This window comes from Actinomycetota bacterium, assembly GCA_030019255.1.
Lineage (GTDB): Bacteria > Actinomycetota > Geothermincolia > Geothermincolales > RBG-13-55-18 > Solincola_A.
The window spans coordinates 81,622-95,787 of record JASEFK010000009.1 but is presented as its reverse complement, the minus strand read 5'-3'; the positions used below and the strand labels follow the sequence as shown (position 1 = coordinate 95,787).

The 14,166-nt window shown below is 62.8% G+C and carries 9 protein-coding genes and 1 pseudogene; 4 read left to right on the top strand and 6 right to left on the bottom strand.

The genetic code is table 11. The features are described from left to right. Positions 1-110 precede the first annotated feature (110 nt). From QME84_09200 to QME84_09180, 5 genes are all read right to left on the bottom strand, one after another. Positions 111-557, bottom strand: coding sequence for an Rrf2 family transcriptional regulator (locus QME84_09200; protein MDI6874439.1), 447 nt, complete (start codon positions 555-557; stop codon positions 111-113). 13 nt (positions 558-570) lie between these two features. Beyond that, positions 571-1,746, bottom strand: coding sequence for a cysteine desulfurase family protein (locus tag QME84_09195; protein MDI6874438.1), 1,176 nt, complete (start codon positions 1,744-1,746; stop codon positions 571-573). A gap of 116 nt (positions 1,747-1,862) precedes the next feature. Then, positions 1,863-2,801: a cysteine synthase A gene (gene cysK, locus QME84_09190; protein MDI6874437.1), complete on the bottom strand. Its 939-nt coding sequence runs from the start codon at positions 2,799-2,801 to the stop codon at positions 1,863-1,865. A gap of 197 nt (positions 2,802-2,998) precedes the next feature. After that, positions 2,999-4,063, bottom strand: a complete 1,065-nt coding sequence (locus QME84_09185; protein MDI6874436.1) for a hypothetical protein — start codon at positions 4,061-4,063, stop codon at positions 2,999-3,001. 290 nt (positions 4,064-4,353) lie between these two features. Beyond that, positions 4,354-5,163 carry a lysophospholipid acyltransferase family protein gene (locus tag QME84_09180; GenBank protein MDI6874435.1) on the bottom strand — a complete coding sequence of 270 codons (810 nt, stop codon included), beginning with the start codon at positions 5,161-5,163 and terminating at the stop codon, positions 4,354-4,356. A gap of 502 nt (positions 5,164-5,665) precedes the next feature. Between QME84_09180 and QME84_09175 the strand changes: the two genes are divergently transcribed. The 3 genes from QME84_09175 to QME84_09165 all read left to right on the top strand — a co-directional run bounded on the left by QME84_09175 (position 5,666) and on the right by QME84_09165 (position 10,657). Further along, entirely contained in the window at positions 5,666-7,255 is a 1,590-nt protein-coding gene (locus tag QME84_09175; protein ID MDI6874434.1) for an amidohydrolase family protein, read from the top strand. A gap of 47 nt (positions 7,256-7,302) precedes the next feature. Then, entirely contained in the window at positions 7,303-7,773 is a 471-nt protein-coding gene (locus QME84_09170; protein ID MDI6874433.1) for an NAD(P)-binding protein, read from the top strand. A 283-nt stretch (positions 7,774-8,056) separates the two neighbouring features. Continuing rightward, the gene (locus tag QME84_09165; protein ID MDI6874432.1) at positions 8,057-10,657 is read left to right on the top strand and encodes a CHASE4 domain-containing protein; all 2,601 of its coding nucleotides are present in this window, start codon (positions 8,057-8,059) and stop codon (positions 10,655-10,657) included. Between the two features lie 39 nt (positions 10,658-10,696). Here QME84_09165 and QME84_09160 read toward each other — a convergent pair. Further along, positions 10,697-11,864, bottom strand: a pseudogene (locus tag QME84_09160) (ATP-dependent 6-phosphofructokinase). 462 nt (positions 11,865-12,326) lie between these two features. Here QME84_09160 and QME84_09155 point away from each other — a divergent pair. After that, the gene (locus QME84_09155) at positions 12,327-14,024 is read left to right on the top strand and encodes an AMP-binding protein (GenBank protein ID MDI6874431.1); all 1,698 of its coding nucleotides are present in this window, start codon (positions 12,327-12,329) and stop codon (positions 14,022-14,024) included. The last annotated feature ends 142 nt before the right edge of the window (positions 14,025-14,166 follow it).

Below are 14,166 nucleotides of genomic sequence, written 5' to 3'. Positions count from 1 at the left end.
GAGTCTCATCGCCCGGGCCCGCCTCCTTGGGCCATTTCCTTCAAGTTTTATCCCGCTTTTTTCCATGCCCGTATCCCCGTGTCGTACCCGGTTTCAAGGGATGCGACGGATCATATGTAATACATCACCGTCGACCCCTCCTCCATCCGCCTCTGCATGCCCACCAGGTCGGCGAGGGACTTGCCGGCAAGCACCTCCCGCATCGACCTGGTTACCTCCTCCCAGACCAGCCGGGCGGCGCAATCGTCCACCCGGGCACAGAAATCCCTGCTCCTCACGCACTCCACCATGCTCAAGTCCCCTATGCAGGCCTCCACGATCTCCAGGAGGTCTATGCTCTCCGGAGGCCTGGAGAGCATGAAACCCCCTTTCGCTCCGCGAGCGCTGCGCACCAAGCCGGCGTGCCGCAGGAGGATGAAGACCTGGCCCAGGTAGCGTTCCGAGAGCATCTGCCTCGAGGCCACGTCCCGCAAGAGGACGGGGTGTTCGTGCCCTCCGTGCATGGCCAGGTCGAGCATGGCCCTCAACCCGTAGCGCGCCTTGGTGGGCATGCGCATGGCCATACCTCCCTCACCGGTACTTGAGCAGGCGGTACCGGCCGGAAACCCTTCTTATCCTCTCCACGATACCCGGCAGAACATCCAGCACGTAAGCGACATCCTCCTCGGTGTTCTCCCGGCCCAGCGAAAAGCGCAAACTACACTGGGCAAGATGAGGTGGCACGCCCATGGCCAGAAGCACGTGGGAGGGCTCCACCGACCCCGAGGTACATGCGGAACCGGTGGACACGGCAACCCCTTCCACGTCCAACCCGAGGAGCAGGGATTCACCGTCCGCGCCCTCGAAACTCAGGTTGAGCACGTTGGGTAACGAGTCCTCCGCGCTCCCGTTGCGGTACACGCCCGGTATTCTCTCCATTATCCCCGCGGCCAGCATCTCCGTAAGCTTCCGAAGGCGTGCGGTGGTCTCCTCCAGCTCCGCCAGCGTCGCCGAGAGGGCCCTGGCCATGCCCGCGATGCCGGGCACGTTCACCGTCCCGGGGCGCAACCCCCTCTCGTGATGGCCTCCTTGCATGATGGGCCGGATGGGGGTGCCCTCGCGGATGAACAGCGCCCCCACTCCCTTGGGCCCGTAGAACTTGTGCCCGGAAAAGGAGACCAGGTCCGCGCCGAGCTCGTCCACGTCCAGCCTCATTTTGCCCGCCGCCTGCACGGCATCGGTATGCAGGAGGATTCCCCTCTCCCGGGCCAGGCGCGCCACCTCGCTGATGGGCTGCAGGGTGCCCGTTTCGTTGTTGGCGGTCATGACGCTGATGAGGATGGTCTCCTCGCGGATGGATGCCCGGAGGAGATCCAAGTCGATGAGGCCCCGGGCGTCGACGGGAAGGTAAGTAACCTCGAATCCCTCTTTTTCCAGTTCCTGGCAACAATGCAGCACGGCATGGTGTTCCACGGCGGAGGTGATGATGTGATTGCCGACCTCCCTCGCTGCCAGGGCCACCCCCCTTATGGCCAGGTTGTCGCTTTCCGTTCCCCCCGCGGTGAAGACGATCTCCTCCGGCCGGGCTCCAATGCAGGAGGCGAATTCCTCCCTGGCATCCTCCAGCGCCTTGCGCGCCGCCTGGCCGTAAAGATGCACGCTGGAGGAATTCCCGAAGGCGTGCCGGTAGGTATCCGCCATGGCCTGCAGCGCCTCCTCCCGGATGGGGGTGGTGGCCGCGTGATCCAGGTAAACGGTTCTTCTCATCGATACCCTCCTTGCCTTGTGCCGGAAAAGGATCGCTTCACACACGCCGGGTCCTTCCTAAGGCCGTTGCCAGCCGGGCGCTTTATCCCGTTCCCGCCCGCTCGAGGGAGTCCTGGTCAAGGGGAAACCGTAGATTCGAAGAGCCAGGTGGAAAGGTAGCGTTCCCCGGTATCGGGCAGGATCACCACCAGGAACTTTCCCCGATTTTCCGGCCTCCGGGCCACTTCCAGGGCCGCCCAGGCCGCGGCCCCCGAGGAGATGCCTACCAGGATCCCCTCCTCCCGGGCCAACCTCCGGGCCATGACCCCGGCATCCTCGTCCTTCACCCTCACGATCTCGTCTATGAGCTCCACCTTCAATACCCCGGGAACGAATCCCGCTCCTATTCCCTGTATCTTGTGCGGTCCCGGCTGGCCCCCGGAGAGAACCGGGGAGGCGTCCGGCTCCACAGCCACCACATAGAACTCCGGCTTACGCTCCTTGATCACTTCCGCCACCCCGGTGAGAGTTCCTCCGGTTCCCACCCCGCTTACCAGGATGTCTACCCGGCCATCGGTGTCCTCCCATATCTCCCGGGCGGTGGTGCAGCGGTGAATGGCCGGGTTGGCGGGGTTCTCGAACTGCTGGAGCATGATGGCTCCCGGCGTGGAGCGCACCAGCTCCTCAGCCTTGGCCACCGCCCCCCTCATGCCCTCAGTACCCGGGGTGAGAACGAGTTCGGCACCCAGGACCTCGAGGAGCTTCCTCCGCTCCAGGCTCATGGTCTCGGGCATGGTGAGTATTAGCCGGTACCCCCTTGCGGCGCACACGAAGGCCAGGGCGATGCCCGTGTTCCCGCTGGTGGGCTCCACGATAACGCTGTCCTTTTTCAAAAGGCCCTTGCGCTCGGCGTCCTCGATCATGCTCACCCCGATGCGATCCTTGACGCTGGAGAGGGGGTTAAAGGACTCCAGCTTGGCGTACACCTCCGCCTCGATGCCCTCCGTCACCCGGTTCAACCTCACCAGCGGCGTGTTCCCGATGGTCTGGGTGATGTCCGCGTACAGCCTGGCCATCTTTCCTCCCGAGGTCGCATAAGTTTAAGACTATAAATACTATCGTTTTGATAATCTATTATATTACAATCCGTTTTTCAAGGGGCAATTTCGGGTGCCGTCTTCCCGGACATACTAACCGGACAAGGCACTGCCACTCAGGGCGATGGGGCACATCGTGGCCCTTTGGCGTACTTAACCGTAGGGGTGGGAAAGGTTCAGGCCCGCTTCAGGAGTATGTCCACGTAGCCCTCGCCTTCCTCCCGCCCCTCGAGGACGAGGTCCCGGTTTTCGAAGGTCTCCAGGAGCCCCCACACCCTCCCGGAAACGATGGGGCCCGAATAGGGGTTGAAGATCCTTATGTGAATGACGTTCCCCTCCCTCTTGAGGGTAGTCGCCCTTCCCCAGCTGCGCAGCGGGAACTTCAGGAGCTCGGCCTCCAGGGAGGTGCGATCCCTTATCTCCCCGTAATATTGCCGGGCGTAATCGCGGCTTATCTCCGCGATGATCTGCCCTATCTCCTCCCCCAGCTCCTCCTCCAGGACGCGGACCACGGCCACGATGCCGTTGGTGTTATGGAGGATGAAGCGCCTGCCGCTGATGCGCTCCCGGATGAGGGATATCTCCGGGTTCCACTCGAACTGCTCGGACACGGCCAAAGGTATGCCGCACTCGGGGCAATGACGGTACTCCAGGTCGCCTTCCTCCACGAAGGGGATGCCCAGCTCCACCTCCTGCTCGATGCGCTCCTCGAGCTCGGGTTCCCCCTCCACAGCCAGGACATCGATGATCTCTCTGGTGGATTCATCCCTCCAGCGCGGGTCTCCCCTCCTTCCGGCCGCCGCCTCGAAGACTCCTGCCCAGTCCCCCCGGGCCATGGGATCACTGTAGTAGTCTGGGGTCCGTATGGACAGGGCCTCACCCTCCCGATATTCCAGTATCTCGGCGATGCCCAACCCCCAGTAGGCACAGAAACGGGAGATCATGCGGAAGATGTCCATGGCCGCAGGTTCCATGCCCGCCCGGCGCAGGTTTTCCATGAGGGAGCGGGTGTAGCGAACCCCGTCCCTGCGCTTCCCCTCGATGACCAGCCGGGTGATGTCGAAGCCTATGCGCCGCGATATTGCGGGAAAGAGGTTGTTGAGCTCCTCCACATCGTAGAGGGTCCCCCTGATGTGCGGGGGCTGGCTGGCCGTGATTACCCCGTTCTTATGCCAGACGTTGCCCTTCCCTATCCCCCGGGGAAGGCCGCAGTGCGAACAGGCCCACTTCTTCCCTTCCATTACAACCTCCCTCCGCAAGATCCGGAATTTCCGCCCCTTCCCTATTGCCGCCCTCCGGTTCACCTTTACTTATTAATTCTTTATCCCCGGCCTTTCCCCTGCCGGGGTTCAGGCCCTCGCCTTCCTCCATACGCGTGTGACTCCATCGCCGGCCGCGGAGCGACCCTTCCGCTTCCGCCGCCTTCGACCATGACCACCGGGCTCCGGCAATCCTTTTCCCGATGCGGATGACGAACCCTCGGCCGACCAGGGCCGGAAACGGACGGCGACCACCTCCCCACCCGCCGCGCTTAGGCCCTCACCTTTTTCCATCCCGGGGGGAGCAGTTCCATCACCCGGTCGCGGATGAACTCGTTGTCCTCCTCCTCCGCCAGCCGGAAGAAGACGTCGAAGGGTATGTCCTTGCGGGACACGAAATCGGTGACGATGTGGATCATGCGGGCGATAAGCTTCATGCCCTTGCGGTCCCGAGGAACGGTGTCCGCCCACTGGCGCAGGGTCTCCACCTGCTGGATGAAACGGCCCTCGGCCTTCTCCCCCAGTTCCTCCAGGACCTCGTACATCCTACGCTTGGGCGGGAGGGTAAACAACTTCCCTATGTTTACCTGCACCCCCCCGTCCTCCTCCCGCCGGTAAACGGCCACCGGGAGGATGGGCGCCGGAGCGGCGCGGGCCAGGTTGGCCACCCCGAACTGGAAGGGCTTTACTTCCCCCGGCCTGCTCCGGGTTCCCTCGGGGAAGACGAGGACCAGCTCCCCCCGCCGCAGGTACCTGAGGCTGAGCCGTATGGCCTCTGAGTTGTCCCCCCCGGTACGGTCGATGGGGATGACCCCGAAGACCTTCCAGAGCATCTTTCCCAGGAAGCCCTCCGTTCCCGTTTCTATTTCCTTCTTGGCCCAGGGCCAGAGGTGTCGGTGCACCAGCGCCGGCTTGAGGGCCAGGGCGATGGCAATGATGTCCACGTTGCTCTGGTGGTTGGAAACCACGATGAAGGGCCCATATTTGGGCACGTTCTCCACGCCGGAAACCTTCAGGTTATATTTCGGCGACCTGGCCACCAGGGCGAAGGGCACCCTGAAAATTATGTACCGCCACCACATGGTTCGGACCTCCCAAAGCCACCGGGAGAACCGAAGCCCGGCTTATCATGCCGGAACCTGGTCCGCCTTCGATGCCGGAGGGGTAAGACTTTTCACCATCCGAGGTATTTCTTATTCCTTTAATTCGAATACGTCGCCAACCGGCTGACCACATACCGCTCCAACCTTTTCCAGTATACCCCATGGCCATAATCGAACCCCCCTGTGCGCCGGGGAACCGTCGGAGGCCGCAGCTTCATTTTCGCACCCCCTTTTCTCCTTCCTCCAGGATCGGCCGCACATGCGGGTCACCAATCCCGGGCGGCGGGTGAAAACGGGCCGAAGGGAACGGTCCAGGGAGGTTGAAGGATGGTCCGCGGCGGGGACGTGCCATTGGCCGAGTAAAATTACCGGTCCGCCCGTGTCCCTGAAACGGTTGTCTCGATGCTAACATTGAAGCACGGGAAATCGCGGCTTCGGGTGAAAGTCACTGGCGGTGGAAGGGTTAAAGGCGGTGATAAAGTTGAGGAAAGCGAGCACCGTGTTACGGAACCTCCTTTTATCGGCGGCGGCCGCGCTGGGTGAGTCCCTGCTGCGGGAAAGGGCCACGCGCAGCGCGCCGCGGGACCCCGTGGTGTGGACCCCGCTTCCGGGCCAAAGCGTGCTCCTTCGCGGCCTGGAGATCATAGACGTGATAAGGGGACAGGTGCTGCACCAGCGGGGGCTGCTCATCCGGGAGGGACGCGTCCAGGAGATACTCAGCGCCGCAAAGGCCGCCTCCCGGCAGGCGGACAGGGTGGTCGACGTCCCGGGGCTCTACGCCCTGCCCGGCCTGATCAACGCCCACTGCCACATCCTTCTCCCCATGGCCCTTGACATGCGACCCGACTTCCTGGCCGCCATTTCACGGCAGGCAGAGCGCAACTTCGAGGAATGTGTAGCCCACGGAGTGACCACCATCCGGGACGCGGGAACCTTCCCCATGCTGCTCCTCCGTTTTAAGGAGAGAATCGAGAGAGGTGAACTCCTCGGGCCCCGGGTCCTCTACGCCGGTTCCTTCATCACCGCCCCGGGAGGATACCCTTCCGACTACATGAAGCCCCTGCCGCCGTTCCTGGCCCGCCGCTGGGGAGATCCCGTCTTCCTGGTGGAGACCCCCGGTGCGGCGGCCGATGCGGTGAAGCGCAATCACGAGCTAGGGTGCTGCTTCATTAAGACGGCCATGGACGACCGGGCCCTCTTCGTGGGACAGAAAACCCTCCCCACCCTGGATGACGCCTCGTTGGCCGCGGTGTTGGAGCAGGCCCATGCGGCGGGCCTCAAGGTCTCCGCCCACCACCGCTTCCGGCGCGGGTTCCGGAGGGCCGTGGAGATCGGGCTGGACGGCCTGGAACACCTGCCCTCCGACGACTACCTCACCGAGGAGGAGGTGGAGACCTTCGTCTCCCGGGGTATGTACGTGGTCCCCACGGTGACCGTGGGGTGGGCCCTCAGCGGATACAGCAAAGGAGACCCCTTCCTGGACGATCCCATGGTACGGCGCTTCCTGGCCCACCGTCTGGAGTTCGTGAGGGCCTGGTATCCCGCCATAGCCGAAACCGGCGTCTACCGGGCCATGCTGCGTTTCGAGAAGCACTACCGCGATCCCTCCTTCGTGGAGCGACGCCACCTCATGTACACCCTGGATCCCGCCATTTTCACCGAGGCCCTGGTCAAGGGGAGGGAGAACCTCATGCTCCTTTACCGATCCGGGGCGCTCATAGGTTGCGGCAACGACGGGGGCATCCCTCAGTCCTCCCCGGCCCTGGTAGGCCTGGAGATCTATCTCCTGCAGGAAGCGGGGATGGAACCCATGGACGCCCTCCGCGCCGCCACCATCAACAACGCCCGCATTCTGGGCATGGAGGAGGAGCTGGGGAGCCTGGACCCGGGCAAGCTGGCCGACGTGGTGCTGGTGGCGGTAAACCCTCTCCAGGATCCGTTAAGCCTGCTGACGCCGGTCGCCGTGTTCAAGGAGGGAAAGCTGGTCTACAGCGCCCATCGTTTCGAGCTCGGGGGGGACGGAGGCCCGTCCAAAGGGGTCTCCTCCCCCTTGGAGGAAAAGGGCGGATGAGAGAAGGGCACTGGGGCGTCATCACGGTGGGAGCCTGACCGGGCGGCCTGACCACCGCCCTGCGCCTGGCCCGGGAGGGCCTTCGGGTGCTGGTGGTGGATTCCGCTCCCCATCCCGGGGGCACCGCTTACGTCTATCGCCGGGGAGACTTCCTCTTCCCCATGGGACCCCTGGGCTGCGCCAATCCGGAACTGGTCCGGGAAACCCTGTTCCGCGCCGAGCTGGAAGGTTCTCCCAGTTTCCGAAGGGTCCATTACGGCCTGCGCGCCGCGGAGTACGTTCTAAAAGGCTTCGGGCCGGTGGAGGACATGGAGCTCGCCGGGACCTGGAAAATCACCGGGCCCGGTAAAGGGCAAGCGCTCTTCCCGTCAAGGGATCGCACGTCCTGCCGATTAATAAGGAGAAAGCGGGATAAAGCGGTCGATTTCGTAGATATGAACGCCGGATTACCCGGTTATGGGTCGACGGACCGGCAGCCGGAAGGAAAAGGCCCGCTCCCCGGGTTCCACCGGGGGTGAGGCTGTAATTACACGAGGCCGCCTCTCCGAGAGCGCTCTCACCGGGTGGGCGTGGTTGGAAAGGCAATAACCGGGCGCGATGCCCATTCCGCACCGCGGACAGTCCCTGAGCCTGGAGCCAGAGGGGCCTCCGCGTTTGGACGGTAAGCGCTTCCTTCTCCGTCCCGCCCCCCGGCAGGAGAATCGGAATCCCCGCGCGAAACGGCCCGGGGAGATCCGGGAACGGAACCGGGTAAAGGTTTGTACACCCCGCGGGACAAAGGAAATGCGCCGGATGAAGGGAGTGGCGAAGAACAAGGCCGGACAATCGCCGGACAGTACGGAGGGCCGGGGGTGGAACCTGCGCCGCAAGGTGGTGGCCCTCTTCGCCATCGCCTTCCTGGCCATGGTGATCATCCTCAACCTGGTGGCGTGGTATGTCGTCCTCGGGGGCTATCGCGAACTGGAGGAGGACCGTGTGCTGGAGGACATTTCCCGGGCCACCGACGCTTTCCGCCACGAGGGGGAAAACCTCGACCTTGTGGTCAGGGACTGGGCCTTCTGGGACGACACTTACGCCTTCGTGGCCGACCCCGATCCGGCCTATATCCAAGCCAACCTGACCGAAAGCACCTTCACGGGATTACGCATCCAGGTGATGCTCTTCCTTGACGACCAGGGCCGCATGGTCTATGCCAAGGGCGTGGACCTCAAGATGGAAAGGGAGATGCCCGTTCCCGAAGGCCTCCTCTCCCATCTTTCCGGCGATTGTCCCCTTCTCCACCCTCTCTCCACCGGCGAGGGGGTGACCGGCCTGCTCCTGCTCCCCGAAGGGCCCTTCCTGGTGTCCTCCGAACCCATCCTCACCAGCGACCAGGAAGGGCCGCCGCGAGGAGTACTGATCATGGGTCGGCTCCTGGACGGGGAGGAGATGGATCGAATCACCGGGCCCTACCACCTGGAAGCCCAGGCCCGCGCCGCGGGGACCGTTGCCGGGGCCCCGGAGTGGGAAAGGGTGCAGGAGCTCCTCGCCTCCGGAAAAGGGGACGTCATCCGGACCGAGGGCTCGAGGCTCATACACGGCTACACGCTCCTGCGCGACATCTACGGTGAACCCGCCCTGATTCTCCGGGTCACCCGGGACCGCTCCCTGTACCGCCAGGGCGTCAGGACCATACTCTATTTCACCATCTTCATCACCGGGTTCTGCCTGGTGATCATGGCCGCCACCATGGTCCTCCTGGAAAGGTCCTTCCTGCGCCGTATAAGCCGGCTGAGCGAGGATGTCTCGCGCATGGGCGGGGAAGGCGAGCCGGGATGGAGGGTGAGCGTCTCCGGAAACGACGAGGTCTCAGCCCTGGCGCGCTCCATCAACCGAATGGTGGAGCTCAGGGAGGAGGAGGAAAGGCGCTTCCGTTCCCTGGTGGAGCACGCCCAGGACATCATCGTGGTCCTGGACCGGGAGGGCACGGTCACCTACCAGAGCCCCTCCACGGGAAATATCCTGGGCTACGGGCGGGATGGGATAGTGGGAAAAAACGTCTTCGACCTCATCCACCCCGAGGACCTTTCCCGGGCCCGCCACGTCTTCCGGCGCGGCGTGGAGCAGCCCGGTTCCCTGGGACGCCACGAGTTGCGCTTCCGCCGCGGCGATGGCTCCTGGTGCCGCCTGGAGTTCACCGGGCTGAACCTCCTCGAGGACCCCGCCGTCCGGGGGATGGTGGTCAACGCCCGAGACATCACCGCCCAGGTGGAGGCCAGGGAACGGCTGGAAAGGATCAACCGCCTCTTCACCGGACTGGGAGCCGAGGTCATGGATAACATCGACCGCATCGTCTTCGCCTGCCGTGAAATACTGGGGGTGGACTTCGCCGCCTACAGCCGGGCGGAGAAGGACAAGCTGGTGGTCATCTCCACCGCTCCCGGGGAGGAGGGCTTCAAGGTGGTCGAACCCTCGGAGAAATGCCCCTTCATCAATCTGATTTCGATCAACGCGAGGGAGCCCCTGCCCCCGCGGAGGCTCAATGTTCAGGAGCACTGCGGTGAATGCCCGGTGGGTTCCCTGGAGGGATACGGGCTCTGCGCCGCCTATCCGGTGACCCGGGTCGACAAGACGGTGGGCTTCCTTTCCGTGTTCGACCCCCAGAAGAAGGACCTCTCCCGGGACGAGCTGGAAACCCTGGGGACCCTGGCCCGGGCCATATCCGTTGAGGAGGAGCGCCTGGCCCACGAAGCGGAGCTCAAGGACTTCATCGACATCGCCTCCCACGAGCTGCGGCATCCCATAACCCTTATGAAGGGGTACGCCGTCACCTTGCGTGATTACGGGGAGCGTATGCCCGAGGAGACCCGGAGGGAGCTGCTGGAGAACATCGACCGGGGGGCTGACCGCCTGGACCTGCTCATCCGGGAGCTCCTGGACGTCTCCCGCATTGAACGGGGACGGCTGGACCTCAACCTCCGGGAGGTTCCGCTGCGGCCGGTGGTGGAGCGCGCCCTCTACGAGATGGAAGCACGTGGATACCGGGGACGCTTCCGGTTGAACCTCCCCTCCGGGCTCTCGCCGCGCACCGTGGATCCGGAGAAGATACAGCGCGTGCTCATAATACTCCTGGAGAACGCGGTCAACTTCTCCCCGCCGGAGAGCCCCATCGAGCTGTCCGTCGAGGAGAAGGACGGCGGGGCGGTGTTCTCGGTCCTGGACCGGGGGCCGGGTGTGCCGGATAAGGACCGGGAGCGTATCTTCGAGCGCTTCTACCAGGTGGAGGACGTCCTCCACCACTCCAAGTCGGGCATGGGCATGGGCCTGTACATCGCCCGGGAGATAGTGGAGGCCCATGGTGGAAAAATCTGGTATGAACCGCGTCCCGGCGGCGGCTCCGTCTTCCGCTTCACCCTTAGATAGAAGGCCGAATTCGAGTATACCCGACGGGTTCGGCAGGCGTCACTCGTCCCCGAAGGAAGTCCCCACCGACTTGGCATACATTACCATTTCCCCGTCCGGCGGTACCTTTTTCTGCTTGCAAACCGCCTCCAAGAGATCCACGGAGCAGATGCGCGGTGTCCGGAGGCAGGCCATGCGTCCGAAGTCGCCGTCCGCCACCATCTCCACCGCCTTGACCCCGAAGCGGGTGGCCAGTATGCGATCAAAGGGGGAAGGGCTTCCTCCCCTCTGAAGATGACCCAGGACGGTGACCCTGGTCTCCATCCCGGTCCGGGACTCGATCTCCCCGGCAACCAGTTCACCTATGCCGCCCAGGACTCGGTTTCCGTTTCCAGTCTCCTTGTAGATCACACCCTTCTCCGGGTGCGGGGTTCCCTCCGCTACCACCACGATGCTGAATTTCTTTCCTCGCTTCTTGCGCTCCATTATCTTTCGCACTACGTTTTCAAAGGAAAAGGGTATCTCCGGGATGAGTATGACGTCCCCGCCCCCGGCTATGCCGGACTGCAGGGCGATCCACCCTGAATTACGCCCCATCACCTCCACCACCATTACGCGGTGATGGGATTCGGCCGTGGTGCGCAGCTTATCTATGGCTTCCGTGGCCGTGTGCAGGGCGGTATCGAAGCCAAAGGTTATATCGGTAGCCATGATGTCATTGTCAATGGTTTTGGGGATTCCCACCAGGGGAATGCCCTTCCGGTAAAGTTCCAGGGCGATACGCAGGCTTCCGTCTCCCCCGACTACTACCAGGTGGAGCTCATCGATTATGGCGCCGTGGATGTTTAGTAATACGCAGGCTTTCCTCTCCCCCGATTACTACCAGGGCATCGAGTTTAAGTCAGTGAAAATTCTCGACGACCACGTTCGAGAAATCAGCATATACTTTGCCGTTCTCATCCTCCCGTATGAGGTAACGGAAGGGATTGCCGCGGTTGGTGGTCCCCAGTATGGTCCCACCGCGGTGCAGGATGCCTGAAACCCCACGGTCGGTCAGCTCACTCCACTTCCCATGGATCAGGCCGCCGAAACCATCGCTTATTCCCACCACCTTCATGCCGAAACGGTGGATGGCGGTCTTGGTGACGGCCCGTACCACCGCGTTCAGGCCAGGGCAGTCGCCTCCCCCGGTGAGCACTCCTATGCGCCCGGCGGCCGTGTGGGGCATGACCTCCTCCTCGCCAGAGCACTTCGTCGGAACAGCAAAACCGGTTTTAACTCTCCGATACCGTTTCGTCATCCTGCGTGCATCCCCAAAAAGGGTGGGCGTCCGCTCGGCCAAGGAGGGGGCTTACGCCGTCGTGAGATATCATCCTGACAAAAACCACAGGTCAACAGGACGGTAAATGTTTTCAAGCGCTTCCGCTTCTGGTATTATTCTTTTCACGGCTGTCTACGGTGTACCGGTTCAAGGAAGGAAAAGGGGAAAGCGAGGCGAAGCACTGTATTCGTAGCCCGAGCCACGACACCGTCGGGAACGGTGGAGGACGGTTCTTGCTTATTCCACCCGACGGGAGGGGCTTCTTCTTCCATCTTCCTTAACATACCATTCGTAAGCATCGCCCGGCGGTGAAAAACCGGCGGCGGAAAAGCGCCGGGAGGTAACGGTTGTGAGCAAGGAGGGAGAGATATGACCGACATCTATGCCGAAAAGCCCTGGCTGAAGAACTACGACGAGCACGTTCCGCCCAAGCTGGAGTACGAGGAGAAGACCTTCGCCGAGAAGTTCCGGGAGATTGTGGAGAAGTACCCGGACAAGACCTGCCTCATATACATGGGTAAGATGATCTCCTACCGCGAGGTGGACCGACTCTCCAACCAGCTGGCCGCCTACCTCATCAAGAACGGCCTCCAGCCGGGCGACGTGGTGGGGATGCACATGCCCAACATCCCCGCCCATTACCTCGGCGTGGTGGCAGTGCAGAAGGCGGGCGGGGTCTCCACGGGATTGAGCCCCCTGCTCACCCCCCACGAGATGGAGCACCAGCTCAACGACTCCAAGACCAAGTTCGTCATGACCGTGGACGTGCTCTTCGAGAAGATCGCCGAGGTGGCGGATAAGGCAGGATTCGAGACGGTCATCGTCAGCGAGATAGCGGATTTCCTGCCCGGCATCAAGCGGGTACTGGGGAAGGCATTGAAGAAGATACCCACCGCCGAGGTCAAGCCCCTTCCGGGTAAGAAGGTGGTGCGCTTCATGGAGGCCATAAAGGGTATGCCCACCGACCCGGTGCTGGTCAAGCGGAGCATGGATGACCTCATCTTCCTCATGTACACCGGGGGCACCACCGGACCCTCCAAGGGAGCTATGCTCACCCAGCGCAGCTACATGTGCAACCGCCTGCAAACCCTAACCTGGCTGGATCTTAAACCGGATGAGGTGGCCCTCTCCGCCTTCCCCCTCTTCCACATCGCCGGCCTGGCCCTCGGGGGATTCTCCCTCACCAACGGGGCCACCATCATCTGCGTGCCCAACCCGCGGGACGCCCACTTCATCATCGAGTGCGCCAAGAAGTACAAGCCCACCATCATCGTCAACGTGCCCACCGTCTTCTACGAGCTCATGAAGAACCCCGAGTTCAAGGAGCTGGACTTCAGCGGCATCAAGTTCTGCCTCAGCGCCGCCGCCCCCTTCCCGCCGGAGAGCATCGATGAGCTGGAGAGCGTGATCGGCAAGAACCGCTTCATCGAGCTCTACGGGATGACTGAGACCTCCCCGGTGACCTGCTGCAACCCCCGCTACGGGAAGAAGAAGCCGGGCTCCATCGGCATGCCCATCTCGGACACCGAGTTCAAGCTGGTGGACCCGGAGACCGGAGAGCTTGCCCCCCTGGGCCAGCCCGGGGAGATCGCCGTGCGCGGGCCCCAGCTGATGAAGGGGTACTACGAGAAGCCCGAGGAGACGGCCAACGCCATACGCGACGGATGGATGTACACCGGCGACGTGGCCTACATGGACGAGGACGGTTACTTCTACGTGGTGGACCGGGTCAAGGACATGGTCAACGTCTCCGGGTTCAAGGTCTTCACCCGCGAGCTGGACGATATCCTGGTCAAGCATCCCGACGTGGACCTGGCCGCCTCCATCGGCGTGCCCGACCCCGATCGTCCGGGATCGGAGAGGGTGGCCGCCTTCATCATTCTCAAGCCCGGCGTGGAGAAGAGCGAGGCGGAGAAGGAAAAACTTCTCCAGTACCTGCGGGACAACGTGGCTCCCTACAAGGTGCCCAAGGTCATCGAGTTCGTGGACCAGCTTCCCACCAGTGGCGTGGGCAAGATCCTCAAGCGCGAGCTGCGCGAGATGGCCAAAGACATACTAAAGAAATAGGGGTCAGTTATTGAATTTTGATATCCCGGGAGGTATATAGGATCATCCCAAACGAGGGTGCCCGGGTTCTATTGTAAAGAGATAAATTTTTCGCAAGGGCATGAAGGCCGGGAAGGGACATTTCATGTTTACTTTCGATCAC

What these genes read in the sequence shown, in the direction of transcription:
- QME84_09200 (MDI6874439.1), bottom strand. Translation starts at nt 557, where the DNA reads ATGCGCATGCCCACCAAGGCGCGCTACGGGTTGAGGGCCATGCTCGAC.
- QME84_09195 (MDI6874438.1), bottom strand. Translation starts at nt 1,746, where the DNA reads ATGAGAAGAACCGTTTACCTGGATCACGCGGCCACCACCCCCATCCGG.
- cysK (MDI6874437.1), bottom strand. Translation starts at nt 2,801, where the DNA reads ATGGCCAGGCTGTACGCGGACATCACCCAGACCATCGGGAACACGCCG.
- QME84_09185 (MDI6874436.1), bottom strand. Translation starts at nt 4,063, where the DNA reads ATGGAAGGGAAGAAGTGGGCCTGTTCGCACTGCGGCCTTCCCCGGGGG.
- QME84_09180 (MDI6874435.1), bottom strand. Translation starts at nt 5,163, where the DNA reads ATGTGGTGGCGGTACATAATTTTCAGGGTGCCCTTCGCCCTGGTGGCC.
- QME84_09155 (MDI6874431.1), top strand. Translation starts at nt 12,327, where the DNA reads ATGACCGACATCTATGCCGAAAAGCCCTGGCTGAAGAACTACGACGAG.